24 protein-coding genes are annotated in these 22,697 nt (G+C 62.4%); 13 read left to right on the top strand and 11 right to left on the bottom strand.

Translation table 11 applies throughout. From position 1 onward, the window contains the following. Positions 1-40 precede the first annotated feature (40 nt). A complete protein-coding gene (locus ACQ4WL_RS12955; protein WP_010396415.1) occupies positions 41-193 on the top strand; it encodes a DUF3309 family protein in 153 nt (50 codons plus the stop codon). A gap of 44 nt (positions 194-237) precedes the next feature. Beyond that, positions 238-549, top strand: coding sequence for a hypothetical protein (locus ACQ4WL_RS12950; RefSeq protein WP_436510151.1), 312 nt, complete (start codon positions 238-240; stop codon positions 547-549). Positions 550-603: 54 nt separating this feature from the next. Here ACQ4WL_RS12950 and ACQ4WL_RS12945 read toward each other — a convergent pair whose 3' ends face one another. The 7 genes from ACQ4WL_RS12945 to ACQ4WL_RS12915 all read right to left on the bottom strand — a co-directional run bounded on the left by ACQ4WL_RS12945 (position 604) and on the right by ACQ4WL_RS12915 (position 4,978). Continuing rightward, on the bottom strand, positions 604-1,758 hold the full coding sequence (locus ACQ4WL_RS12945) for a patatin-like phospholipase family protein (RefSeq protein WP_436510407.1): 1,155 nt from the start codon (positions 1,756-1,758) through the stop codon (positions 604-606). A 135-nt stretch (positions 1,759-1,893) separates the two neighbouring features. Further along, entirely contained in the window at positions 1,894-2,232 is a 339-nt protein-coding gene (locus ACQ4WL_RS12940; RefSeq protein WP_436510150.1) for a hypothetical protein, read from the bottom strand. Positions 2,233-2,253: 21 nt separating this feature from the next. Continuing rightward, the gene (locus ACQ4WL_RS12935; RefSeq protein ID WP_436510149.1) at positions 2,254-2,640 is read right to left on the bottom strand and encodes a phage holin family protein; all 387 of its coding nucleotides are present in this window, start codon (positions 2,638-2,640) and stop codon (positions 2,254-2,256) included. A gap of 18 nt (positions 2,641-2,658) precedes the next feature. Next, complete coding sequence (locus tag ACQ4WL_RS12930; RefSeq protein WP_035826246.1) at positions 2,659-2,961, bottom strand: ElaB/YgaM/YqjD family protein; 303 nt, start codon at positions 2,959-2,961, stop codon at positions 2,659-2,661. Positions 2,962-3,019: 58 nt separating this feature from the next. Then, a complete protein-coding gene (locus tag ACQ4WL_RS12925; RefSeq protein ID WP_131688032.1) occupies positions 3,020-3,556 on the bottom strand; it encodes a ferritin-like domain-containing protein in 537 nt (178 codons plus the stop codon). A gap of 87 nt (positions 3,557-3,643) precedes the next feature. Further along, positions 3,644-4,543, bottom strand: a complete 900-nt coding sequence (locus ACQ4WL_RS12920) for an OmpA family protein (protein WP_436510148.1) — start codon at positions 4,541-4,543, stop codon at positions 3,644-3,646. 30 nt (positions 4,544-4,573) lie between these two features. Beyond that, complete coding sequence (locus ACQ4WL_RS12915; RefSeq protein WP_436510147.1) at positions 4,574-4,978, bottom strand: DUF4398 domain-containing protein; 405 nt, start codon at positions 4,976-4,978, stop codon at positions 4,574-4,576. Between the two features lie 269 nt (positions 4,979-5,247). Here ACQ4WL_RS12915 and ACQ4WL_RS12910 point away from each other — a divergent pair, with 269 nt between their 5' ends. Both ACQ4WL_RS12910 and ACQ4WL_RS12905 read left to right on the top strand, forming a co-directional pair. After that, positions 5,248-7,296 (top strand): AsmA family protein, encoded by a 2,049-nt coding sequence (locus tag ACQ4WL_RS12910; protein WP_436510146.1) that lies wholly within the window; start codon positions 5,248-5,250, stop codon positions 7,294-7,296. Positions 7,297-7,480: 184 nt separating this feature from the next. After that, entirely contained in the window at positions 7,481-7,699 is a 219-nt protein-coding gene (locus ACQ4WL_RS12905; protein ID WP_077401543.1) for a YMGG-like glycine zipper-containing protein, read from the top strand. Positions 7,700-7,777: 78 nt separating this feature from the next. Here the strand turns inward: ACQ4WL_RS12905 and ACQ4WL_RS12900 are convergent, their stop codons facing one another. Further along, positions 7,778-8,554, bottom strand: coding sequence for a Crp/Fnr family transcriptional regulator (locus ACQ4WL_RS12900; protein WP_436510145.1), 777 nt, complete (start codon positions 8,552-8,554; stop codon positions 7,778-7,780). Positions 8,555-8,731: 177 nt separating this feature from the next. Between ACQ4WL_RS12900 and ACQ4WL_RS12895 the strand changes: the two genes are divergently transcribed. From ACQ4WL_RS12895 to ACQ4WL_RS12880, 4 genes are all read left to right on the top strand, one after another. Then, positions 8,732-9,382, top strand: coding sequence for an outer membrane lipoprotein (locus tag ACQ4WL_RS12895; protein ID WP_436510143.1), 651 nt, complete (start codon positions 8,732-8,734; stop codon positions 9,380-9,382). Between the two features lie 168 nt (positions 9,383-9,550). Next, positions 9,551-9,796 carry a hypothetical protein gene (locus ACQ4WL_RS12890; protein ID WP_436510141.1) on the top strand — a complete coding sequence of 82 codons (246 nt, stop codon included), beginning with the start codon at positions 9,551-9,553 and terminating at the stop codon, positions 9,794-9,796. A 185-nt stretch (positions 9,797-9,981) separates the two neighbouring features. Next, positions 9,982-10,128 carry a lmo0937 family membrane protein gene (locus ACQ4WL_RS12885; protein ID WP_121670992.1) on the top strand — a complete coding sequence of 49 codons (147 nt, stop codon included), beginning with the start codon at positions 9,982-9,984 and terminating at the stop codon, positions 10,126-10,128. 205 nt (positions 10,129-10,333) lie between these two features. After that, positions 10,334-10,969, top strand: coding sequence for a YiaD family glycine zipper/OmpA-like lipoprotein (locus ACQ4WL_RS12880; RefSeq protein WP_436510406.1), 636 nt, complete (start codon positions 10,334-10,336; stop codon positions 10,967-10,969). A gap of 69 nt (positions 10,970-11,038) precedes the next feature. Here the strand turns inward: ACQ4WL_RS12880 and ACQ4WL_RS12875 are convergent, their stop codons facing one another. Then, positions 11,039-13,885, bottom strand: a complete 2,847-nt coding sequence (locus ACQ4WL_RS12875; protein ID WP_436510139.1) for a M16 family metallopeptidase — start codon at positions 13,883-13,885, stop codon at positions 11,039-11,041. A 281-nt stretch (positions 13,886-14,166) separates the two neighbouring features. On the opposite strand from ACQ4WL_RS12875, the gene ACQ4WL_RS12870 reads away from it, so the two are divergent. The 3 genes from ACQ4WL_RS12870 to ACQ4WL_RS12860 all read left to right on the top strand — a co-directional run bounded on the left by ACQ4WL_RS12870 (position 14,167) and on the right by ACQ4WL_RS12860 (position 16,720). Continuing rightward, positions 14,167-14,442, top strand: coding sequence for a hypothetical protein (locus ACQ4WL_RS12870; RefSeq protein WP_436510137.1), 276 nt, complete (start codon positions 14,167-14,169; stop codon positions 14,440-14,442). Positions 14,443-14,526: 84 nt separating this feature from the next. Beyond that, a complete protein-coding gene (locus tag ACQ4WL_RS12865) occupies positions 14,527-16,074 on the top strand; it encodes a TerC family protein (protein ID WP_436510136.1) in 1,548 nt (515 codons plus the stop codon). A 67-nt stretch (positions 16,075-16,141) separates the two neighbouring features. Beyond that, a complete protein-coding gene (locus ACQ4WL_RS12860; RefSeq protein ID WP_436510135.1) occupies positions 16,142-16,720 on the top strand; it encodes a DUF3617 domain-containing protein in 579 nt (192 codons plus the stop codon). Here the strand turns inward: ACQ4WL_RS12860 and ACQ4WL_RS12855 are convergent. Next, the gene (locus ACQ4WL_RS12855) at positions 16,708-17,817 is read right to left on the bottom strand and encodes a porin (protein ID WP_436510133.1); all 1,110 of its coding nucleotides are present in this window, start codon (positions 17,815-17,817) and stop codon (positions 16,708-16,710) included. The two genes, ACQ4WL_RS12860 and ACQ4WL_RS12855, sit on opposite strands and share 13 nt — an antisense overlap. A 316-nt stretch (positions 17,818-18,133) precedes the next feature. On the opposite strand from ACQ4WL_RS12855, the gene ACQ4WL_RS12850 reads away from it, so the two are divergent. Beyond that, positions 18,134-20,245, top strand: a complete 2,112-nt coding sequence (locus ACQ4WL_RS12850) for a site-specific recombinase (RefSeq protein WP_436510132.1) — start codon at positions 18,134-18,136, stop codon at positions 20,243-20,245. 11 nt (positions 20,246-20,256) lie between these two features. Then, entirely contained in the window at positions 20,257-21,633 is a 1,377-nt protein-coding gene (gene cls, locus ACQ4WL_RS12845; RefSeq protein ID WP_436510130.1) for a cardiolipin synthase, read from the top strand. Between the two features lie 243 nt (positions 21,634-21,876). Here cls and ACQ4WL_RS12840 read toward each other — a convergent pair whose 3' ends face one another. Further along, positions 21,877-22,695 (bottom strand): metallophosphoesterase family protein, encoded by an 819-nt coding sequence (locus ACQ4WL_RS12840; RefSeq protein ID WP_436510129.1) that lies wholly within the window; start codon positions 22,693-22,695, stop codon positions 21,877-21,879. Positions 22,696-22,697: the final 2 nt, after the last annotated feature.

Raw genomic sequence — 22,697 nt, 5'->3', positions numbered from 1 at the left:
CCGCCATCCCGCATGCGTCGTACGATAACAAGGAGTTGCCATGGGCACCATCATTCTGATCATCTTGATCCTGGCTCTGGTCGGCGTCCTGCCTACCTGGCCGCACAGCCGCAACTGGGGTTACGGCCCCAGCGGCATCGCCGGCCTGGTCGTCGTGATACTGATCCTGCTATTACTGACGGGCAGGTTGTAAAAAAAGGCGCTGCGGCGCCTTTTTTATTTCAAAGAGGAAATATCATGACACACCGACTCACTTCCCCGGCGCTGGCCCTCGTGCTGGCATGCAGCCTTGCACCTTTCAGCCAGGCACAAACCGCTGCCCCGCAAGCGGGCGATCCGGCCCGCTGGTACCAGGAAGACAGCACGGCGCAAGCCCAGTTGCGCACCTTGCGCAAGGAAATCGCCGCCGCCCTGGCCGAGGCCAAGAAAGCCTGCCGTTCGGAACCCTCCGCCACGCGCGCCAGCTGTCTGAAAGATGCGCAAGACACTTACCGGCAAGACATGGCAAATGCGGAAAAACTGCGTGTAGCGGCCCATCCGCGGCCATGAGCCGTTCTCTGCGACGCCTGACAAAACCGTAGCAGCAGGTTTTGACAGGCGTCACTACGCGGCGTCGCGTTCGTATGGGGGCAGTTCGTGCACCACCAGCGGCGTGTCTTCCGTGACGAAGGCCAGCCAGCCGGCCGCCTTGATCGCGCGCAAGCCATCCTGGTAGCCCTGCTCCCAGCGCCACTCGATGGAGCCCTTGGAGAAATTGATATCCTTGGCCGCCATGTGCCAGTCGCGCCCGGCATATGGCAAGCGCACGATGTGCATGGTGCTGTCGCAGCCCAGCGCTACCAGTTCTTCCGTCTGTTGCCGGTTGTGCGCGCTGTCGGGCAGCTTGGCGTAGAGTTCGCGCAATTTGCGCTGCAAGGTATGCGTATTGACATAATCGGCGATATGCCGCTTCGAGCGCGACGCGAAGGTGACGTCTTTTTGCCGCGTCTGCACTTCATCGAGCGTGGTCGGTTCCGGCCCTTCCGAACTCCATAGATCGACCATGAAGACCAGCGTGTCGACGTGGGGCATGTCGTCGAGCACGGTTTCCAGCGGCGTATTCGAATACAGGCCGCCATCCCAGTACAGGTCGCCATCGACGCGCACGCCTGCAAAGCCGGGCGGCAAGGCGCCACTGGCGCGGATATGGTCCGCCGTCAGCGGCTGCTGCTGGCTATCGAAACTGACGAGGCTGCCACATTTGACGCGCAGGGCGTTGACCGTCAGGCGCATGCCGCCGGGCTGGTTCAGGTAATCGAAATCGACCAGTTCATCGAGGGTGCTGGCCAGCTCGCTCGTGTCGTAATAGCTTGCATCCTCCGGCTTGACGGCAATTCCTGCCGGGAACAGGCTGAACGAACGCGGCTTGAAGAAGCCGGGCACGCCGCGCAGCACCGTATCGAGCGTGGCCAGCCAGATGTTCGAGCGGCGCTGCCGGTCGGACACCAGGTTCATGTCGATGCTGTCGCGGTGCGCCACGCGCTGCCAGAACTGTTTCAGACGCACCAGCCTGTCCTCGTGCTTGTTGCCCGCCAGAATGGCGGCGTTGATGGCGCCGATCGAGGTGCCCACCACCCAGTCGGGCGCCAGGCCATGCTCGTGCAGCGCGTGGTAGACGCCGGCCTGGTAGGCGCCCAGCGCGCCGCCGCCCTGCAGCACCAGCACGATGCGCAGGCGCGAGGGATTTAACTGATTGATCGGTGTCTTTGAATGCGTCATCAAGATGGCCCTCTGTCCGCCGCGCGGAATGCGACGGGTATCATTGTAAGGGATTGCGCCTGTATGCGCCGGACCTTGGGTACGGGCAAAAAAAACGCCGTCGATGACGGCGTTCCTGTTCAGCGTGGCTGGCGTTCAGCGCTTGCGGCGCAGCCAGCTGGCGGCGACGGCGGCCACGGCCACGAGGACCAGGGCCGGCTTGACCAGCTTCTTGCGCCCGATAAACGATAGCGCCGTCAGCACGTAAGGCATGGCGCCTTGCAAACGCATGCCGCCCGGCGCCAGCAGGGATTCGACGCGGTGGCCGGCAAAGCCGACCGCCGTGTCGACCACGCCCTGCAGCAGCGATTCGGGGCGCAGCGCATAGCCCACGTTGGCGCGCGCATGCACGATGCCCACGCGGTACATTTCACCCTGGGCGATCAGCAGGCGCTTGCGGGCGGCTTGCGCCGCCAGTTTGTCGTTGTCCGACATGAATTCTCCTCGTGATGCCGCTTACATCAGCATGTCGCGGTCAGCCTTCAATTCCGCCATGGTGGCGGGCATGGACAGCTTTCCTTGACGCAACATGGCGCGCGCATACATGACCAGGGCGATGGCCAGCAGTACGAACACGACCGTCATGATCGCCAGGATCTTCCAGCCCAGGCTATCCCAGGCCAGGAAGACGATCAGCACGCTGCCGTAAGCGATGGCAAACAAGCCCGCCACTGTCGCCAACGCGAAAATGACAATCAGTTGCAGCATGTGATTGCGCACTTCCGACAGTTCGATGGTGGCCAGTTCCAGCCGCGACAACATCAGTCCGACGGCGTTCTTGGCCATGCCGGCGACCGAGCCGATCAATCCCGGCCCCTGGTGAGACGAAGCAGACTTGTCCATATCGCTCCTGACAGTGGATTACTTGCGGCCCAGGATGAAGCCGACCAGCACGCCGACGCCAGCGGCGACGGCCACCGTGCGCCATGGGTTTTCCTTGACATAACCGTCTGCCTGGGCAGCCATCTGTTTGGTGGCAACGATGGCCGACGCTTGTGCTTCATGCGCCTTGGCCAGCGCGGCGTCCAGGGTTTTCATGCCCTTGACGCGCACTTCATCGGCTTTTTCGCCAGTCAGGGCAGCAGCGGCGCTGAACAGGGCTTGCGCATCCTTGACCAGGGTTTTGACATCGTTATTAACGGTGGTGATATTATTTTCCAACATGGTTTAGCTCCTTAGCTGTGGATGAATGTAGTTACTATACCTACTTTACTCAAAAACACTATTCCATTAGATCGCGCATATCATCGGCGTGCTCTTCCTCGACAGCCATGATTTTGATCAACAAATGGCGTGTCGTCGGGTCTTTGTCGCCGATTTTCACGATCATCTGGCGATACGACTCGATCGCCACCCGTTCCGCGATCAGATTGGCACGCACCATACTCTGCACGTCTTCGGAGTCATCATACTCGGCATGGCTACGCGCAAGCAATGTTGCAGGATTAAAATCTGGCTTGCCATTCAATTGCACGATGCGTTCGGCCAGCCAGTCGGCGTGTTCCTGCTCCTGCTGCGCATGCTCAAGGAACTCGGCCTTGATGCCGCCGTTGTCGCGGCCGCTCACGGTGTAGTAATGGCGTTTGTAGCGCGCAATACACACCAGTTCGGTGGCCAGCGCCCCATTCAACAGGGTGATCAACTCCTGGCGGTCGCCCTGATAGCCGGCCGTCACGGCGCCGTCGTCCAGGTTGCTGGCGGCAGCGCGGATGGCGGCCGTATCGATGCCAGCTGGAATCTCAACAGATGTTTGGGTCATGATGTTTCCTTTCAAGTCTTGCATGGGTATCCACCGGCCAATTTGCGGCCGGTGCTGCCTTTCTACTGCCGCGTCAACTGGCGCGGCTTAGCGGCGGGCGGGAATGGCCGTGTTATCTTCCGACAAGACGATTTCCACCCGGCGATTCAGCTGGCGGTTCGCCGCGCTGTCATTGCCGGCGGCCGGATAGGCGGCGCCATAGCCTTTCGTGGCGATGCGGTCGCGGTTGATGCCTTGCTCCAGCAGCGCATTGCGCACGGATTCGGCGCGGCGTTGCGACAATTCCAGGTTGTGCGCGGAACCGCCCGTGCTATCCGTAAAGCCTTCGATCAGCACGGTGCGCTGCGGGTTGTTTTTCAGCACATCGGCCAGCTTGCGTGCCGTATTCGCGCCATCGGCGGTCAGGTTCGCCTTGTCCGTGCCAAACAGCACGTCGCCCAAAGTGATCACCATGCCGCGTTCGGTTTTCTTGGCAGCCAAGTCGGCCAGTTGCACTTCCAGCGCGGCGGCGCGGGCGGTGGCGTCACGGGCCGACGCTTCGGCCGATTGCGCCTGGGCCTTGGCCGCTTCCGCATCCGCTTGCGCCGACTGGGCGCGCGCCGTGGCCTGGTCAGCCTGCTGCGTGCGCGCATCGAGGCGCAACTGGTCACGCTGCTTGCCGGCGTTGGCGATATCGGCTTCCGCGGCTTTCTGTTTGGCTATCTCTTGTGCCGTAGCAATTTTTTGCTTGGCCAGGTAGGCCAGCTTGTCGACCTTTTCGCTGTCATCCTGGCGCGTGGCGGCCGCGTTCGCCGCTTCCAGCGCAGCGCTCGCTTCGCGGAATTCGCGTGGTGCATAGGTCGACACCAGCGGGTTCGATTGCGCCGCCATGTAGTCGCCGCGTGTCTGGTCGAGCAAGCTGGTAGTGGTCGGCGCGGAGCTGCAGGCGGCGACGAGGGCAGCCATGGCCAGCAGGCCGGGAATCGTGGTGTAGGTAGCTTTTTTCATGATGGGATCCTGTTCTGTTCTTATTGTTAGTTATTGTTTCGGGGCTTGCTGGTTGGCACGGTCGAGCTCTTCGCGCATGACGCGGATGTTCTCGTTGATTTCGTCGGCGGCGCTGGTGGCCTTGGCCGAGTTGGCCTTGCTTTGCGCCAGCTTGGCATCGGCTTGCGCCTGGTCGGCCAGCTCGCGCGCCAGTTTGTAGTCGCGGTCTTTCAAGGCCTGGTTAGCCATGCGCATTTTTTCGCGGGCCGAACGCATTTCATCGGGTGCCAGGTCGGCGGCGCCGGCGCTGGCGGCGTTATCGACGGCGGCACGCGACACGGCGACATCGGCCGTGGCTGGCGTTTTCAGGCTGGAACAGCCCGTCATCAGGACGACGGCGGTGGCGCAAGCGGCCAGAGCGGCCAGTGGGGACATCGTGAAATCTCGGTTTGTCATTTTTCTTCTCCTGGAGAATGTTAAGCGGTAAGGTTCATACGTCGGTGCATCTGGAATCAGGAACGGCGTTTGATGTATGACGTTATAGGCTCCGGCTCCCCGCATATCCGTTCGGTGCCGCACATAGGGTAAGAAATCGACAATACTTGCATGGGCAAAGTGCGCCAGCGCACGCCTGCGCCAGCAAAACCTGAAACGGACCCGGCTTTGTAGCGATTCCTGTAGCATCTTGCTTCTGTCCAGAAAGAAACGCTTCTTACCCCACACCTATGCCACGCCTTATCTCCCTCTCGCGCCGCCAGAAAATCGCCCTCGCCAGCGCCGCCGTGCTCGTCGCCCTGCCCGTCACGGCCGCCGTCGTCCTGCTCAACATGGACTGGAACCGCGCCAAGCCCTGGCTCAATGCGCGCGCCAGCGAAGCGCTGGGCCGGCCCTTCGCCATTGCGGGCGACCTGTCGCTGACGTGGCAGCAGCCAGCGACTGTGGGGCAACAAAGCTGGCGCGCCTACCTGCCGTGGCCGCACTTGCAGGCAAAGGATGTGCGCCTGGGCAACCCGAGCGCCATGGCAGCGGCGGATGATCAGGCGCAGCTGGCCAGCGTGAGCCAGCTGGCGTTTTCACTCAATCCCCTGGCCCTGCTGGACAAGAAAATCATCATCCCCCAATTGCGCTTCGATACGCCGCACGTACGCTTGCTGCGCAACAAGGATGGCAAGAATAACTGGACCTTCGACAAGCAGGAGCAGCCGTCGCCGTGGCAGCTGGAACTGCAAAGCGTGGTCTTCAGCAAGGGCACCGTGACGCTGGACGATGACGTCACGCACACGGCGATGCGCGCCGATGTCGACACCATCGCGAACGATGCGCGCTACGGCATCGCGTGGACCCTGTCCGGCAAATACCGCGGCGAAAGCATCCAGGGCGGCGGCAAGGCGGGCGGCGTGCTGTCGCTGCAGCAGCAAGGCACGCCCTTCCCCATCCAGGCCGACATGCGCGCGAGCGGCAGCAGCGTGGCCATCGAAGGCACCTTGACGCGCCCGGCGGACCTGGCCGCGCTCGACGTGCGCCTGAAAATATCCGGGCCCAGCATGGCGCGCCTGTATCCATTGACGGGCGTGCTGCTGCCGGAAACGCCGCATTTCAGTACGGAAGGCCATTTGACGGGCACCCTGGCGCCGCGCGGCGGCGAATGGGTGTACGACCAGTTCAGAGGCAAGGTGGGCTCCAGCGATATCGAAGGCAAGCTGGCCTTTTCGGCCAGCTTGCCACGCAAGCGCCTGACGGGCGAAGTCCACTCGCGCCTGCTGCAATTTTCCGACCTGGGCCCGCTGGTGGGCGCCGATTCCAGCGCCAGCAAGAAGGAGCGGGGCGTGCCGTCGACGCAGCCGGCCGGCCGCGTGCTGCCGGTGGAAACCTTCAAAACGGAGCGCTGGACCAGCCTGGACGCCGATGTGCGCTACACGGCCGATAAAATCACACGCGACGCCGAACTGCCAATCAGCAAGCTCGACACGCATGTGGTGCTGACGGACGGCGTGCTGTCCTTGACGCCGCTCAACTTCAATGTGGCGGGCGGCACCCTGACATCGCAGATCAAGCTCGACGGCAGCGGCAAGGTCATCGCCAACGGCATCGCCGCCGAGCTCAAGGCCAGCGCCCGCCATCTGCACATCCAGCAACTGTTTCCCCGCCTGCCGGCCCTGCAGGCCAGCGTGGGCGAAATCAATGGCGACGCTTCGCTGTCGGCCACGGGCAATTCCGTCGCCAGCCTGCTGGGCAGTTCGAATGGCGAAGTGCGCGCGCTGATCAACCGGGGCAGCATCAGCAAGCTGCTGCTGGAAGAAATGGGCTTGAATATCGGCAGTGTCGTGCTGACCAAGCTGGTAGGCGACAAGCAGGTCAAGCTGAACTGCATGGCCGCCGATTTCGTCGTCGCCAAGGGGCTGATGCGCACGCGCCAGTTCATCGTCGACACGGACGATGCGGTGCTGCATATCGACGGCACGGTGAACCTGGCCAATGAGCAACTGGACCTGACCTTGCAGCCGGACAGCAAGGGGCTGCGCATCTTTTCGCTGCGCTCGCCCCTGTATGTGCAGGGCACCTTCAGCAAGCCCGACGTCAGCGTCGACAAGGGCGTGCTGGCCCTGCGCGCCGGCGGCGCCCTGGCGCTGGCCGTGGTGGCGCCTGTCGCCGCCCTGCTGCCGCTGGTCAATACCGGTCCCGGCGAGGACAGCGAATGCGCCGCCCTGCTGGCCCAGGCGCGCATCAAGCCGGTAGCGCCAAAACCGGGCAAGGCACAGCGCAAACCCCGCTGAACAACATGGCAGAGAGGACGTCTGTGCACGATTACAATTGTTACACCCCTATGTGCGTTGCCGAACAGACCCTGCCTTGTCACAATCCTATTCTGTGATCGTGCCTGAAACACGTGGCGACACGAAGTCCCACCGGCCCATACCATGCCGGCGCCACGAGGTCCGAATTCATAGGAGAACTATTATGCAAATCATTAAAAAAATCGCCGCTACCACTTCCGTTGCCGCTCTGCTGCTGAGCTTGACTGCTTGCGCCAATATGTCGGGCCAGGATAAAAATACGGCCATCGGCGCCGGTGTCGGCGCCGTTGCCGGCTCCGTGCTGACGGGCGGCAGCGCCATCGGCGCAGTCGGTGGCGCTGCCGTCGGCGGCGTGATCGGCAACCAGGTCAAGCCGAAGTAATCGTTGCTCAAGAAAGCGGGGTGGGTGCCCAGGCACCCACCCCGCTTTTTTGCGTCCGCAGCACAAGGATGAGGAAAATCAGACGAAGACGTTGGCCATGCCGATGGCGCCGCTGTCCTTGACCAGCGCATAACAGCGGCAGGAGACGGCTTCCAGGCCGGCGGAATCGAGGATTTCAATATTGCCGCGGCTGTAGGTGATGAGTTTTTGCTGTTGCAGCGCGCTGGCTGCCTTGGTCACGCCAACCCGCCGCACGCCCAGGGTATGGGCGAGGAATTCATGCGTCAGGTGAAATTTTTCCGACTGCAGACGGTCGCGCGTGATCAGCAGGGAACGGGCCAGACGCGCTTCGAGCACGTGGAAGCGGCTGCACACGGCAATCTGGATGGCTTGCGCCAGCAAGGTGTCCGTGTAGCGGTACAGCAAACGCTGCAGGGAATCGAGCTGGGCGAACTCGGCGCAGAACTCGGCCCGCCCGATGCGGCTGGCCGTACCAGAACGTTGCACCACGGCACGCACTTGCGCCAGGTCATGGCCCAGCGCGACGGAAGCGCCCAGCACGCCTTCGCGGCCGACGGAACCCACTTCCAGGGTCATGCGGCCTTCCGCCACGGCCAGCAGCGAGATCAGGCAGTCGCTGGGGAAGTAGATGTAGCCGATAGGCTGGCCCGGCTCGTACAGCACCTCGCCCACCTCGACGGTGACGGTATCGAACAGCGCCGTCAGGTGGCGCAAGTCGTGCTCGGGCAGGCTGGCCAGCAAGCGGTTGCCGGCGTCTAGCGCGCCCGCAGGCGACCCCAGGCCAGATCGGCCTGCGTCGCGGGACAGGGTCATGCTGGCGTTCGTTGGTGGCATTGCTTTTCCTTGGTGTCGTTACAACTCGACATAATTTTTACTTAGCCTACGGTGCACTACCGTGCCTGTATGTACGGTGACGCACGGAAGCGGGGCACACGGCACAGCACACTGGCTGCATGCACGGATAACACGCACTACCCATTTCATTATTTCAAAAAAACCAAGGAGCTCTCCATGACTACCACCACCAAATCCCTCCATCCGCTGGTGCTTGCCGCCGCCGTCGCCGTCCTGCTGTTTTGCGGCGTGGGCACGGCGGCCCTGATGGGCTGGCTGCCCTCGTCCCAGCGCGATGCCCAGCCACTGGCGGCCAGCACTTCGGCCGAACAGCTGGCCAGCTTGCAGGCGAACCAGCCGCAAGCGAACTTGCAATCGTCCGGCGCGCAGCCGCTGGCCGCCCTGCCGCCACAGCAACAGCAGCAACCCGTGCGCCAGCCGCAACAGCAACCACAGCAGCAATACGCGGCAGCCGCCCCGGCGCCGCAGGTGTGCAGCAATTGTGGCGTGATCGAAGCCATCCATGAAGTCAATACGCGCGCCGAAGGCAGCGGCGTCGGCGCGGCCGGCGGCGCTGTCGTCGGCGGCTTGCTGGGCAACCAGGTAGGCGGCGGCCACGGCAAGCAGCTGGCCACCGTGCTGGGCGCCGTTGGCGGCGCCGTGGCCGGCAACCAGATCGAAGGCAGCGTGCGCGCCACGCGCAGCTACAACATCGTCGTGCGCCTCGATAACGGCAAGACGCGCACCGTGCACCAGAGCGCCGCGCCGAACTGGCGCCAGGGCGACCGCGTGCGCGTCGTCAACGGCACCTTGCGCGCCATCGGCTAAGCGAAGCGCTACGGCGGCGCTGCCGCAACACGTGGCAAACGACCCACACGCCCGGCCTGTCCGGGCGTTTTCTTTTTAGCAAAGTTCGTTGGCGTACAGATGGGCTTGCAGGAGCGCGAGATGATGCATTCAGGGAAATTCAACGGGTAGTCCGCTCAAGGAGCAGCAATGAAAAACGACAAGACAGGCGGCAACCGGATCTGGCTGGGCTTTATCGGCGGCGGCATATTCGCCACCGCACTGGGCTTCTGCGCGCTGGACCTGGCGCCATTGCAAGCGAGCGCGCCCGTGTTCGGCGTCATGCTACTGCTGACGGGCGGCATGGTCAGTTGCCTGGCGGGCGCCGTCGGCATGGCCGGCATGCTGGCCTGGATACCGGGCATGGCAGATGACCACGCTGACCGGTCCCGATAGTTGATCCTTGTGTACGACAGCGTACAGAACTCAAGCGAAACAAAGTAGACACTTAATCATGGCATCAGCGTTCAGCGACATAGTCGCCGCGCAATGACAAAAAACCGATGACGGCGCCAGACGCCAGCGCCTCGCAAGGCCAAGGCAGTCGCCGTCATCCACACATTACTCTCGGAGGACACATCATGCTGTATACAATCGCCGTCGTACTCATTATTCTTTGGCTGCTGGGCCTGGTAACTTCCTATACCATTGGCGGCTTCATCCACATCCTGCTGGTGGTCGCCGTCATCATGATCCTGTTGCGCCTGATCAGCGGGCGCGGTTTATAGTCCAGGCCGTTAGCCTGGCCTGACAAGAGCGGCGCGCGTGCAAACGGGCGCCGCTCTTTTGCCGACAGTGGGCACGCACTGGCAAGCAGTTGCATTTTGCAGTAACGTGTACGGGTAGTCTTGGGTATGTCCCAATAACAAAACAAGGAGAAAATCCATGAAAGAAACATTCAAAAAAGGCCCTGGCGCCAAATCCCTGATCGGCATGCTGGTAATCGCATTGGCCGCTAGCGGCTGCGCGGATATGTCCGCCACACAACGTGGCACGGCCACGGGCGCCGGCGTCGGCGCAGGCCTGGGCGCCCTGATCGGCGGCACGACGGGCGGCGGCAGCAGCGGCCGCACGGCCGGCGGCGCCCTGATCGGCGCGGCAGCGGGTGCCGTCATCGGCAATATCTGGTCGAACCGCATGGAAAACCAGAAGCGCGCCATGGAACAAGCGACACAGGGTACCGGTGTGCAAGTGACGCAGACGGCCGATAACCGCCTGAAAATGGAAATCCCAAGCGATATTTCCTTCGACACCAATCGCGCCGACATCAAGGGCAATTTCCGCCCGATTCTCGACCGCTTTGCCGCCACCCTGAATGAAAATCCGAACACCACGGTCAGCATCATCGGCCATACGGACAGCACGGGCAGCGCTTCGATCAACGAACCGCTGTCGGTGGAACGCGCGGCCCACACGCGCGACTACCTGGCCATGCGCGGTGTCTCACCGACACGCGTCGTCACGGAAGGCCGCGGCGCCCGCGAGCCGATCGGCTCGAACGCCGATGCTTCGGGACGCGCACGCAATCGCCGCGTGGAGATCTATGTAGCCGAATTGGCGCCGCGCTAAGTTAATACTCATCATAAAAAACCCCGCCGGCAAGGTAAATGCCGGCGGGGTTTTTCCATGTAAAACAGCTTATTTCGACGTCGTTGCCTTGGCGCCGCTCTCGCCCTCTTTCGCCACCTTGGCAAAGTCGCCCGCCGTCACGATCGAGATGGCCGATGGCTTCAGGTACTCGCGCAAGCTCTGGTTCACTTGCGCCAGGGTCAAGGCGGCCACTTTCGCTTCCAGGTCCTTGTCGTACGCCATGGTACGGTCGTCGGCAAGGTAGCCGGCCAGTTCGCGGGCCAGGCCGCTGTCCTGCGTGCGGCCCACTTCCTGCGATTGCAGCCAGCCTTTCTTCGCCTCAAGCAATTCCTCTTGCGTAAAGCCGTCGGCCAGCGCCTTGGCGATTTCCTCGCGCAGGGCCGCTTCCACCTTGACCGTGTTTTGCGGCGCGCTAATAGCATACGCCATCCAGTAGCCCGCCGGCTCGCGTGACGGCACGCTCACTTGCGAGCCGACGCCGTACGACAGGCCTTCCTTCTGGCGGATACGGTCGGCCAGGCGGCTGCGCAAGGCGCCGCCACCGAGCATGTGATTGGCGATCAGCAAGGCCGGAAAAGTGGCCGCGTCATCCTTGAGGGGAACCGGCTGGATGGCGAACAGCACGCTGTTGGCCTTGTCCGGCGTTTCCAGCGTGACTTTCTCGCCGCTGACGGGCTTGACGGCATCAAGAATGCGCACATACGGCTGCTGCGCCTTCCAGTTGCCGTACAGGCTGGCCACTTGCGCCTTCAGCGCGACCGGGTCGAAGTCGCCCACGGCGGCAAAGGTGGCGTTCGACGCGCCATAATAGGCGCCATGGAAGGCTTGCACATCGTCCACCTTGATGGCTTTCCATTGCGCCAGCTCAAACGGCAAGGTAGCCACGTGGCGCACATGGCCTTCCGGCGTGGCGTCGAGCAGGCGGCGGAAGGCGTTCACGGCCTGCGGCTGCGGTTCAGGCAATTCCTGCTCCGCGCGGCCCACGCGCTCGCGCTGCAATTCCAGGAATTCCGTCTCGCTCAGGGCGGGCTTTTGCAGCACTTGCGCCAGCAGGTCCATGGCGGCTGGCAAGTTCTCGCGCTTGCCAGTCAGCATGGCGGTGACGCCTTCGGCGCCGCCGGAGATAGCCACTTGCGTGCCCAGCTGGTCGAACTTGTCCTTCACTTCCTGGCGCGACAGTTTATCCGTGCCACGCGACAATAGATTGGCCGTGTAGACGCCCACTTGCGCCTTGCCGCGCAAGTTCTCTTCGCTGCCGATCTGCAATTTCAACACGACGCTGACCGTGCTGCCCTTGGTTTTCTTCGGCAGCAAGGCGCCCTTCAAGCCGTTCGGCAAGGTGAAGCGCTGCGTGCGCGCTTCGATATTGTCGGGGCTCGGATCGAACGCTTCGCCCTGCGCCACCACGGCGCGGCCCGTGTAGCCGGCCAGTCGCGGCGCCACGTCGGCGTAGGCCGGCACGACGGTGCGGTCCGGCGCGTCGGTGGGAATGAAGCGGCCCAGGGTGCGGTTCGAGCTCTTCAGGTATTTCTCGGCCGCCGCCTGTACCTGCGCCGTCGTCAGCTTGTCGAGCTGGTCGCGCTGCAGGAAGAACAAACGCCAGTCGCCGGCCGCCAGGGACTCCGTCAGGGCGATCGTCAGGCGCGCCGTGTTCGAGGTGGCCAGTTCAATCTGCTTGCTCAATTGCTGCTTGACGCGCGCCACTTCGGCCTCCGTGACCGGTTGCGACTTCAAGTCTTCCAGCACTTTCAACATGGCCGCTTGCGCCGCGTCGAGGTTGCCATCGACAGGCACCAGCGCGCCGAACAGGTTGTAGCCCGGCTCCAGGTTGCTCACCGAGTTGTATTCGATCTTGCTGGCCAGCTTGGTTTCCACCAGCGCCTTGTGCAGGCGGCCGGCCGGCGCGTCCGTCAGCACGTGGCCCAGCACCTCGATGGCAACGGCATCCGGGTTGCCGGACGGCGCCACGTGGTAGCCGGCGCCGACGAACTGCGTGCCGCCGCTGCGGCGCACCGTCACGGCGCGCTCGCCATCCTGCACCGGTTCGGCCGTGTAGGTCGGTTCGATCACGCGCGTGGGTTTCGGGATCTTGCCGAACAGCTCATTGATCTGCTTCAAGACCTTGGCTTCGTCGAAGCGGCCCGCCACCATCAGTACGGCGTTATCGGGCTGATAATATTTATGGTAAAACGCGCGCAGACGGGGAATGTTCACCTGCTCGATGTCGGAACGGGCGCCGATGGTCGACTTGCCATAGTTGTGCCAATCGTAGGCGATGGCCTGGATGCGTTCGCTGGTCACGCCGATCGGGTCGCTCTCGCCCATCTCGAATTCATTGCGCACGACCGTCATCTCGCCCTTCTGCGTCTTCGGATTCCACAGGTCGTTCTGGTCGATGGCCGCGTTGACCATGCGGTCCGCTTCCATCGCCAGCATCTGGCGCAGGTTGTCGTCGTTGGCGGGGAAGGTGGCGTAGTAATTGGTGCGGTCGTACCAGGTGGTGCCGTTGAACTGCGCGCCCGTCGAGTTCAATATCTCGACCGGGGTTTTCGTGCCCTTCTTGACGCCGAAGTTGGCGCTGGGCTTGAACAGCAAGTGTTCGAGCAAGTGAGCCATGCCCGTTTCGCCATAGTTTTCATGGCGCGATCCGACCAGGTAGACGATGTTGGTGGTCAGGGTCGGCTTGCTGGCGTCGGGGAACAGCAGCACGCGCAAACCATTGGCCAGCCGGTATTCGGTGATGCCTTCGACGGACGTGACTTTGACGGCGGCGCCGCGGTTGGGTGCAGCCTTGCCGGTTTTCTGGGTCGGCGCGACTTCCGCCGGGGTGGCGGCCAGGATGAAGGAAGGCGAAAGAATGCCGGCGGCAAGCAGGAGGGCGGTAATTGGTTTCAAGGCAAAGTCCTGGTAACACTACGTTATATAAAGAAGCGCAAGCGCCATACGATACAAACGCAAAAATTGTCGCCGGGCCAGCGCTGCGTCTTCGCTGCCCGGTGCAATGATTGCTCTCGCAATTTACGGCATACTTATCAGTTACGCAAGTCACTGTCATCGAGCTGTTATGTGCCCGTGTTATACTCCACGGTTCCAGAACTATCTGCCTGTATATGAGACGAGCTCTCGTCCTGCTCTGCCTTTTTGTTTTCATCGCATTACCCCAGGCGTTCGCCAGCATGGCCTACGCCAGCCCTTCCCCATTCCAGCATGCAGTTGCGGCCGGCATTACTGCCACGCCTGCCTTCGTAGCGGATTGCCATGACCCCGGCGCCCATGCGGGCCAGCCCGGCGACAGCTGCGACGCCGAAGAATGCGACAACGACCCCATCACGCTGTACCCGACCTCGCGCCAAGGCGCGCCGTTTTGCGCCATCATTTGGCAAGCGGGACCGGGCGCACTTGCCGAAGCGGACGCGCGGCAGGCCACCCGGCCGCCGCGCGTCCGCCACTGACACCGCAGCACGCATCGCATTCAAGCCCGGGGCAATCCGCCGCCGGGCACGCTTTATACTGATTGACTTTACAAGGTTACACACATGGAATGGTTATTTGACCCGACAATCTGGGTCGGCCTGCTGACGCTGGTCGTACTGGAAATCGTACTGGGTATCGACAACCTGATCTTCATCGCCATCCTGGCCGAGAAACTGCCGCCGCACCAGCGCGACAAGGCGCGCGTGCTGGGTCTGACGCTGGCCCTCGTCATGCGCCTGGGCCTGCTTTCCCTGATTTCCTGGCTGGTCACCCTGACCACGCCATTGTTTTCCCTATGGACATTCTCGTTTTCGGGGCGCGACCTGATCCTGCTCTTCGGTGGCCTATTCCTGCTGTTCAAGGCGACCAGCGAACTGCACGAGCGCCTCGAAGGCATCACGCATGCCCAGACAGGCCCGAAAGTCTACGCCGGCTTCGGCCTGGTGGTGGCGCAGATCGTCGTGCTCGACGCCGTCTTTTCGCTCGACGCCGTCATCACGGCCGTCGGCATGGTGGACAACCTGTACGTGATGATGGCGGCCGTCGTCATTTCCATCGTCGTCATGATGCTCGCTTCAAAGGTGCTGACGCGCTTCGTCAACGCCCACCCCACCGTCGTGGTGCTGTGCCTGAGCTTCTTGCTGATGATCGGCCTGTCGCTGGTGGCTGAAGGCCTGGGCTTCCACATTCCGAAAGGGTATTTGTACGCCGCCATCGGTTTCTCGATCGTCATCGAGTTCTTCAATCAGCTGGCGCGCCGCAACTTCCTCAAGCTGCAATCGAATGCACCGCTGCGCGACCGCACGGCGCAAGCCGTCCTGAGCCTGCTGGGCGGGCGCAAAGGCCGCGAAGCCGTCGAAGAGCACGAAGTCAAGGAAGCGCTCGACCCATCCGCCTTTGGCGTGGAAGAGCGCAACATGGTCAGCGGCGTGCTGACCCTGGCCGAACGCTCGATCCGCTCCGTGATGACGCCGCGCGGCGACGTCTCGTGGGTCAACCTGAACGACAGCAGCGAGAAGATGCTGCAACTGCTGCGTGAAACGCCGCACAGCATGATTCCTGTCTGCAATGATGACCTGGACAACGTGGTCGGCATCGCGCGCAGCAAGGACCTCATCGAAGACCTCGTATCGCACGGCAAGATCGACCCGGCCAGCATGCGCGAAGCCGTCGTCGTGCCGGAAGCGGCCGGCGTGCTGAAAGCCATGGAAACCCTGAAGCGCTCGCGCGGCCAGCTGGTGCTGGTGGTCGACGAGTTCGGCACCGTGCAAGGCGTGTTGACGCCGATCGACATCCTCGAAGCCATCGCCGGCGAATTCCCCGACGAGGACGAGCAGCCCGACGTGGAAGTGCTGGGCCCCGGCCACTGGCGCATCGACGGCGCCACGGACTTGCATTACCTGGAGCAAGTGTTCGAGACGGAAACCCTGGTCAGCGAAGACGGCGAATACAACTCGCTGGCCGGCTTCCTGCTAGCGCATTTTGAAAACATGCCGGCCGTGGGCGAAGTGCTGGAACTCGATGACTTGCGCTATGAAATCGTCGAGGCCGACGAGCGCCGCATCGCCTGCGTGGACGTGCGCCGCATCGAGCCAGATCACAGTTTGTAACACAATGGCAAGCGTGCCCCGCCTGCCATGCCGTATGCTGGGGTCTGCCTATACTGGAGACCCCACGATGAAAAGATCACTGCTACGCCTCACCCTGCTGGCTTGCGCCGCCTTAGGCAGCCAAGCCAATGTCATGGCCGCCGCGCCTTCCGCCAGCATCAAGCCTGGCCTGTGGCAAGTTGACAGCAAGATGGCGTCGCCGGACGCCGCCACCGACAACGCCATGTCCATGGTGTTGCAACAATTGGGCAACCTTCCTCCCGATCAACGCAAGCAGCTGGAAAGCATGGCCGCCAGCCGCGGCATGGCCATGCCCACCGTGGGCGCCGATGGCGCCGTGCGCGTGACGGCGTGCGTGACGCCGGAGATGGCCGCGCGCAAGCAGATTCCCACGGGCCAGCCCGGCGATTGCAAATCGAAGAACACCGACATCGCGGGCGGCATGAATGTATCGTTCGCCTGCGCGAACCCGAAATCGAGCGGCGAAGGCCAGGTACGCTTCAGTGGCGATCAGGCTTTCAGCATGCAACTGGCGGTGACGACCAGCGCGCGCGGCACGCCGGAGCAAGTGAATGTGACGAGCAACGGCAAGTGGCTGGGGGCAACGTGCCCTGCGCCATCAACCGCTGCCGCTCAGAAGCCGTGACGAAAGCCCATATTGAAGGCCGCGTCGCCGCGCCCCGCGTCGCTGGCGTTACCCACCGTGTAGCGGGCGCCGTTCTTATTGTGGATCTTCGCGTAAGACGCGTAGAAATCGCTGCGTTTTGACAGCGAGTACGTAAAGCCGACGGCCACCTGGCTGGCGTCGCGGTTGGCCAGGTCGCGGTCATCCTTGCGCACGTACGAGGCCAGCAGCTTGAAGCCGCCCACGGGCACGGACACGCCCAGCAAGGTGTCGCGGCTATCCGACGACGACATCGACAGGGCCAGCGAGCTGTACGCATTGCTGGGGTCCCAAGGAGAACTGCCATAGCCCTTGTTCACGCCCACGGCGGCAAAGGCGGTGGCCACTTTCAAGTCGATATTTGCCGCGATCAAGGTGTTGCGGGCCGACATGTCGATGGCGGGCAGGGTGCCGGAGGCGAGGATGAAGTTGTTCTTGCGCTGGTGCGACACGCTGATATTCACGGCGCCGGTCGAATAGCCGAGCGTGGCGCCATACGCGCGATTGTTGGCGCTGCTGTACGGCGACTCGCCAAAGCTGTAGATGGCGCTGGCGGACATGCCGCGCAAGGCGGGCGTCACGTATTTGACGGTATTGTCGTAGCGTTTCACGCTGTAGCCGGCCAGGTTGCTGGCACTGCCGGCCATGCCGCCCTTGAACGGGTCGGCCACGTCGGTCAGCGTCAGGTATTGCAGGTTGTACTGGCGCCCCAGAGTCAGCGCACCCAGGCGGCTGTCCAGGCCCACGTAAGCCTGGCGGCCGAACAGATGGCCGTCTTCCGGCTGCCCCGTGTCGTTCTGCACGCCCGCTTCCAGGGTAAATACGGCGGACACGTCGTTGCCCAGGGCTTCGCGGCCCTGCAGTCCCAGGCGCGAACCGGATGCCACGCCGCCAGAGACCTTGCTGCCGGCGCAATTGGCGGCACAGCCCCGCTCGGCCACGATGCCGGCGTCAAGCACGCCGTACACGGCAACGTTAGTAGATGCGGTATTGCCCCCGCCATCGGCAGCCTGGGCCGCTGCGCCCAGCGCGAATGACCCCATCCCTATCACAGCGAGCGCAACATACGAGGTCTTCATGATAAATATCTCGGTGACGTGGGTGAAACTTCCCGGTATTGATCAGGACATGCGCTGTGTGTCACATCTCAGTGTTACCTTATCCTCGCTTTTTGTCCAGCCATCCGTGCGTTGTCCAACAGAAACTTCAGCTTAGCCCCGGAAAAACAGTCGCGCACTGACAACACGCAAGAGTGGCCAAGATTGTGGTACTAGCGGCAAAATGGGGTTAAAAGTAGGCCCTGCCGTAAAGCAATGTTCGGTAGCGAACGTTGCGCGATTTGACGCAGGCGGTACACTACTGGTTTTACCGACAGCGGCTCGCCCGTTTTTCTGCATGCTAGCTATCCTCGAACGCATTGACCCCAATTCCAGCAATATCGACTTGCTGGTGGAATTATTCAATTCACTGCGTCCCAAGCACCCCCACGACAGCGCTACCGCGATCGCCAACGTGCGCACCCTGCGCCAGCTTCTCAAAGGTAACCCCGCGCAAGCGCGCGCCCTGCACGAATACGTGCTGCGTGCGCTGGCCGCGCGCCGCCACGCCAGCCTGTACACGGACATCGGCGTGCTGTCGAACAGCGGTTTTTTCACCGAATTGAAACGCCGCATCGCCTACCGCATGCTGCCCCCCGCCTTGGGCGACGAGTACCTGAACGACGCGCTCGACCAGGTGCTGTACCTGAAGACCGATTATTTGTGGATCAGCAACGTGCCCGCCACGGACTGGCTGGAACTGTTCGACGTGCTCACCAGCGAAGAGATCGAACTGGCCGTCGGCGACGGCAATATCATGCTGCCGGGCATGCTTGACGCCATCCGCACCCTGTCCTACCGCGTCTGCGCCATGGGCCTGGAACCGGAATTGACGCGTTTCCACAATGAAATCGAAGTGTTCCAGTCGCCGTTCATGGTGCAGAACACGGAAGTGAACGCCTACCTGGACGCCTACACGAATTTGCTGCAAGGCGACATCGAGCACATCGAGGATGCACGCCATTTGCTGGTGATGCTGGACCAGTGCGACGCCGTCATCGCCAAGATCCGCAAGAAGGCGCTGTACCAGGGCACCAGCATTCCCCTCACGTATTTATTGGTGGCGCTGGCGCAAAGCATCGACCGCCTGCGCAAGCTGCTGTTCCTGGTCGACACGAGCGGCGAGCTGCCCAGCTCTGCTAACGTGGATATCGCCGCCATCACGGTGGACGCCACGCAAGACTTGCTGCACCCGCAGCCCGTCAGCCGCCGCCGCGCAGGCGCCGTCGCGCTGGCGCTGGAACTGATACGCGCGCATAACCACAAGTACAAGGTCAGCGACCTGTTTTCCGACAATATCAACTTGCTGGCGCGCAATGTGACGGAAAACGCCAGCCGCACGGGCGAGCATTACATCGCGGAAAGCCGGCGCGAGATGGGCGCCATGTTCCTGTCATCGGCGGGCGCGGGCATCATTATCGGCTTCATGGCCCTGTTCAAGATCCTGATGTCGTATTTGCGCTCGGCACCGCTGGTCGAAGCGTTCATGTTCAGCATGAATTACTCGATCGGCTTCATGTTCATCCATTTGCTGCACTTCACGGTGGCCACCAAGCAGCCGGCCATGACGGCCTCGCGCATCGCCGCCGGCCTGCACAGCAAGGATGGCAGGAATATCGACCTCGACAGTATGGCGGAACTGATCAACAAGGTCTTCCGCACGCAAAACATGGCCGTGCTGGGCAACCTGGCCACGGCCATTCCTACGGCCTGGCTGATCGCGCTGGGCTACAAGGCGATCACGGGCCACAACCTGGTGTCGCCCGAGAAGGCCATGCATTTGCTGCACGATATCGACCCCATCGGCAGCCCCGCCATCTTCTACGCCATGATTGCCGGCGTGTGCCTGTTCGTGGCCGGCCTGATTTCGGGCTACTATGACAACCAGGCGCTGTACACGCGCTGGGCGCAGCGCATCGCGCAATTGCGCGGCCTGGGCCGCGTGATCGGCCAGGAGCGCTTGCAACGGCTGGGCCTGTATCTGGAAAACAACTTGGGCGGGCTGATGGGGAACTTCTATTTCGGTATCCTGCTGGGCTCCATCGGCACCCTGGGTTTCCTGATCGGCTTGCCGATCGATATCCGCCACATCACCTTCTCGGCCGCCAACTTCGCCACGGCCCTGGTGGGTCTGGATCACAACATGAGCTGGCAGTTGGCCGTCAAGTCGCTGTCGGGCATCTTCGCCATCGGCACGGCCAACCTGCTGGTCAGTTTCGGTCTGGCCCTGTGGGTAGCCCTGCGTTCGCGCCAGGTGCGCTTCAAGCACGGCATGCAATTGTTGAAGATTCTGGGCAAGCGCTTCCTGCGCTCGCCCATCGTCTTCTTCTTCGGTTCGAAAAACCCGCCCCCCCTGGCACTGGCCGACGACTCGGCAAACCTGTCACTGACAAACAAGGCTCAAAAATGACCACCAGGCGCATGCAACCCTGCCTCACCGCCCTACTGCTGTGCTGGACCCTGGCTGCATGCGCCTCGCTGCCCGATGTCAAGAATCTCAACACCACATTGGCCCCGGTGGCGAAGCCCCAGGTGATCACGGGCAAGGGAGCCTTGCTGAACGTCAACAGCCGCGCCGCCCTGCTCAACAAGCGCTGGGCCAAGTCCGGCATGGACTTGCATACCCAGGCGGCGCTGGAAGAGGCCGCGACGGGCGTGCCTTTGATCAAGGGTAACAAGGTGACCCTGCTGTTTGACGGCCCGCAAACCATGGCCGCCATGTTCCAGGCCATCAGCGAAGCGAAGAACAGCATCAACCTGGAAACGTATATCTTCGACCAGGACCCGCTGGGCCTGAAATTTGCCGACATGCTCATCGAAAAGCAGCAGGCAGGCGTGACGGTCAACGTCATCTACGACAGCGTGGGCACCTTGGGCGTGCCGCAGGCGTTCTTTGAGCGCATGCGCGCGGCCGGCGTGCACCTGGTGGCCTTCAACCCCGTCAATCCGGCCAAGCTCAAGGGCGACGACTGGAAGATCAACAACCGCGACCACCGCAAGGTGCTGATCGTCGACGGCAAGATGGCGTTTACGGGCGGCATCAATATCAGCGATACCTATGCGAAGAGCTCGCTGTTCCGCTCAAAATCGAAACCCACCGACAAGAAGGACGTGGGCTGGCGCGATACGCACGTGAAAGTGGAAGGCCCGGCCGTGGCCGCCTTCCAGTGGCTGTTCATCCGCACCTGGGCCCAGCAAGACCAGGCCGACTTGCCAGACGCCAATTATTTCCCTGTGCTTTACGAAGTGGGCGACAAGCTGGTGCGCGTAGTAGCCAGCGAGCCGGACGGCGGCTTTGAAATCTACAAGGCGTATATCCTGGCCATCCAGGAAGCGAAGAAATCCATCCACATCACGTCCGCCTATTTCGTGCCCGACCAGCAGACGGTCGACGCCCTTATCGCAGCCGCCAAGCGGGGCGTGGATGTCACCGTGGTGCTGCCCGGCGTGTCCGACAGCGGCCTTGTGTTCCATGCGGGACACGCGCTGTACGACCAGTTGCTGGCCGGCGGCATCCGCATCTTCCACTTGAAACTGGCCGTGCTGCACGCCAAGACGGCCGTCATCGACGGCGCCTGGTCGACGGTGGGCTCGACCAACATCGACATGCGCAGCTTCCTGCATAACAGCGAACTGAACGTGATCGTGCTGGGCGACAGCTTCGGCCGGGAAATGGAAAACGCTTTTCAGGAAGACTTGCGCGACTCGGAAGAGATCACCCGGGCGAAATGGGAAACGCGGCCCATCTCCGACCGCATGAAGGAGTGGGCGGCGCGTTTCATGAACTACTGGCTGTAAGGGAGTAGCCGTCAAAAAGTCCAGGGCGTTGTTGCATTGCCTCGCCGTACTATTCGTACTGTCTTCGGCAACGCGCCTAGCCCTGGCCATTTTGCCGGCCACTCCTGCTACCGGTGCAGGTCGGCGTAGGTCGGATTAGCGCAGCGTAATCCGACATCAGCGTAAGCCGACACCATCACGAAAACCACCACCACCGCCAACAATAGCGTCGGATTACGCGCGGCTTCGCCGCGCCAATCAGACCTACAGCGGCCGCAAGCTGGCCCACACGCCACCCTGGCGCTCGAACGCTTCCGTACTGACCTTTTCAAAGTCGGCGCTATCTTCATTCCAGCTGTAGCGCTCGACGCGAATGCCGCTGTCTTCGATGCGGATGACATTGAACGAGTTCGACTCTCCCCTGCCCCGCGTGGACGTGGCCGTGCCCGCCTGCACCATCAGGGCAGCGTAGCCGTCGATCTTGTAGCGCGCCGAGGTATCGCCCGCATGGCTGGCGTGAAAATGGCCGGCCAGCAACAGGTCCACGCCGCATTCGGAAAACATTTGCAGCGCCAACGGCGCGCGGTCGACCAGGTCATCCTTGTCGAAGTGCTCGGGCAAGTCAAAGGGATGATGCGTGACGATGATGCGCGTCAAACCGGGCGGCAAACGGCCCAGGCGTTCACGCAGGACATCGATCTGCTCGTGGCTGATGCGGCCATCCTTGAAGGTCAGGGAGCGGGCCGTATTGATGCCCAGCAAGGCAATTTCCTCGTCCACATATTCGGGCGACAAATCGTCCGTCACATGGCGCCGGTACTTCACCAGCGGCGTCAAAAAGCGGGAAAATACGTTGTACAGGGGCACGTCGTGGTTGCCCGGCACCACGATCTGCGGCCCCGGCAAGCTGTCGAGAAAGTGCCGCGCTGCCTGGAACTGGGCGCTGCGGGCGCGCTGGGTCAGGTCGCCCGAGACCACCACCACGTCCGGTTCCAGCCGTTCGACCAGGGCGCGCAAGGGTGCCAGCAGGTCCGTGTCGACCCTGCCAAAATGCAAGTCGGACAAATGCACGATGGTACGCATGG

Source organism: Janthinobacterium kochi (assembly GCF_051380715.1).
Taxonomy (GTDB): Bacteria; Pseudomonadota; Gammaproteobacteria; order Burkholderiales; family Burkholderiaceae_D; genus Janthinobacterium.
Note: the sequence above shows the minus strand (reverse complement) of the source record. Positions and strands in the feature narration are given on the sequence as shown.

What these genes read in the sequence shown, in the direction of transcription:
- ACQ4WL_RS12945 (WP_436510407.1), bottom strand. Translation starts at nt 1,758, where the DNA reads ATGACGCATTCAAAGACACCGATCAATCAGTTAAATCCCTCGCGCCTG.
- ACQ4WL_RS12955 (WP_010396415.1), top strand. Translation starts at nt 41, where the DNA reads ATGGGCACCATCATTCTGATCATCTTGATCCTGGCTCTGGTCGGCGTC.
- ACQ4WL_RS12950 (WP_436510151.1), top strand. Translation starts at nt 238, where the DNA reads ATGACACACCGACTCACTTCCCCGGCGCTGGCCCTCGTGCTGGCATGC.
- ACQ4WL_RS12840 (WP_436510129.1), bottom strand. Translation starts at nt 22,695, where the DNA reads ATGCGTACCATCGTGCATTTGTCCGACTTGCATTTTGGCAGGGTCGAC.
- ACQ4WL_RS12885 (WP_121670992.1), top strand. Translation starts at nt 9,982, where the DNA reads ATGCTGTATACAATCGCCGTCGTACTCATTATTCTTTGGCTGCTGGGC.
- ACQ4WL_RS12900 (WP_436510145.1), bottom strand. Translation starts at nt 8,554, where the DNA reads ATGCCACCAACGAACGCCAGCATGACCCTGTCCCGCGACGCAGGCCGA.
- ACQ4WL_RS12880 (WP_436510406.1), top strand. Translation starts at nt 10,334, where the DNA reads ATGCTGGTAATCGCATTGGCCGCTAGCGGCTGCGCGGATATGTCCGCC.
- ACQ4WL_RS12905 (WP_077401543.1), top strand. Translation starts at nt 7,481, where the DNA reads ATGCAAATCATTAAAAAAATCGCCGCTACCACTTCCGTTGCCGCTCTG.
- ACQ4WL_RS12910 (WP_436510146.1), top strand. Translation starts at nt 5,248, where the DNA reads ATGCCACGCCTTATCTCCCTCTCGCGCCGCCAGAAAATCGCCCTCGCC.
- ACQ4WL_RS12920 (WP_436510148.1), bottom strand. Translation starts at nt 4,543, where the DNA reads ATGAAAAAAGCTACCTACACCACGATTCCCGGCCTGCTGGCCATGGCT.
- ACQ4WL_RS12870 (WP_436510137.1), top strand. Translation starts at nt 14,167, where the DNA reads ATGGCCTACGCCAGCCCTTCCCCATTCCAGCATGCAGTTGCGGCCGGC.
- ACQ4WL_RS12940 (WP_436510150.1), bottom strand. Translation starts at nt 2,232, where the DNA reads ATGTCGGACAACGACAAACTGGCGGCGCAAGCCGCCCGCAAGCGCCTG.
- ACQ4WL_RS12850 (WP_436510132.1), top strand. Translation starts at nt 18,134, where the DNA reads ATGCTAGCTATCCTCGAACGCATTGACCCCAATTCCAGCAATATCGAC.
- ACQ4WL_RS12855 (WP_436510133.1), bottom strand. Translation starts at nt 17,817, where the DNA reads ATGAAGACCTCGTATGTTGCGCTCGCTGTGATAGGGATGGGGTCATTC.
- ACQ4WL_RS12925 (WP_131688032.1), bottom strand. Translation starts at nt 3,556, where the DNA reads ATGACCCAAACATCTGTTGAGATTCCAGCTGGCATCGATACGGCCGCC.
- ACQ4WL_RS12930 (WP_035826246.1), bottom strand. Translation starts at nt 2,961, where the DNA reads ATGTTGGAAAATAATATCACCACCGTTAATAACGATGTCAAAACCCTG.
- ACQ4WL_RS12895 (WP_436510143.1), top strand. Translation starts at nt 8,732, where the DNA reads ATGACTACCACCACCAAATCCCTCCATCCGCTGGTGCTTGCCGCCGCC.
- ACQ4WL_RS12890 (WP_436510141.1), top strand. Translation starts at nt 9,551, where the DNA reads ATGAAAAACGACAAGACAGGCGGCAACCGGATCTGGCTGGGCTTTATC.
- ACQ4WL_RS12865 (WP_436510136.1), top strand. Translation starts at nt 14,527, where the DNA reads ATGGAATGGTTATTTGACCCGACAATCTGGGTCGGCCTGCTGACGCTG.
- ACQ4WL_RS12915 (WP_436510147.1), bottom strand. Translation starts at nt 4,978, where the DNA reads ATGACAAACCGAGATTTCACGATGTCCCCACTGGCCGCTCTGGCCGCT.
- cls (WP_436510130.1), top strand. Translation starts at nt 20,257, where the DNA reads ATGCAACCCTGCCTCACCGCCCTACTGCTGTGCTGGACCCTGGCTGCA.
- ACQ4WL_RS12935 (WP_436510149.1), bottom strand. Translation starts at nt 2,640, where the DNA reads ATGGACAAGTCTGCTTCGTCTCACCAGGGGCCGGGATTGATCGGCTCG.
- ACQ4WL_RS12860 (WP_436510135.1), top strand. Translation starts at nt 16,142, where the DNA reads ATGAAAAGATCACTGCTACGCCTCACCCTGCTGGCTTGCGCCGCCTTA.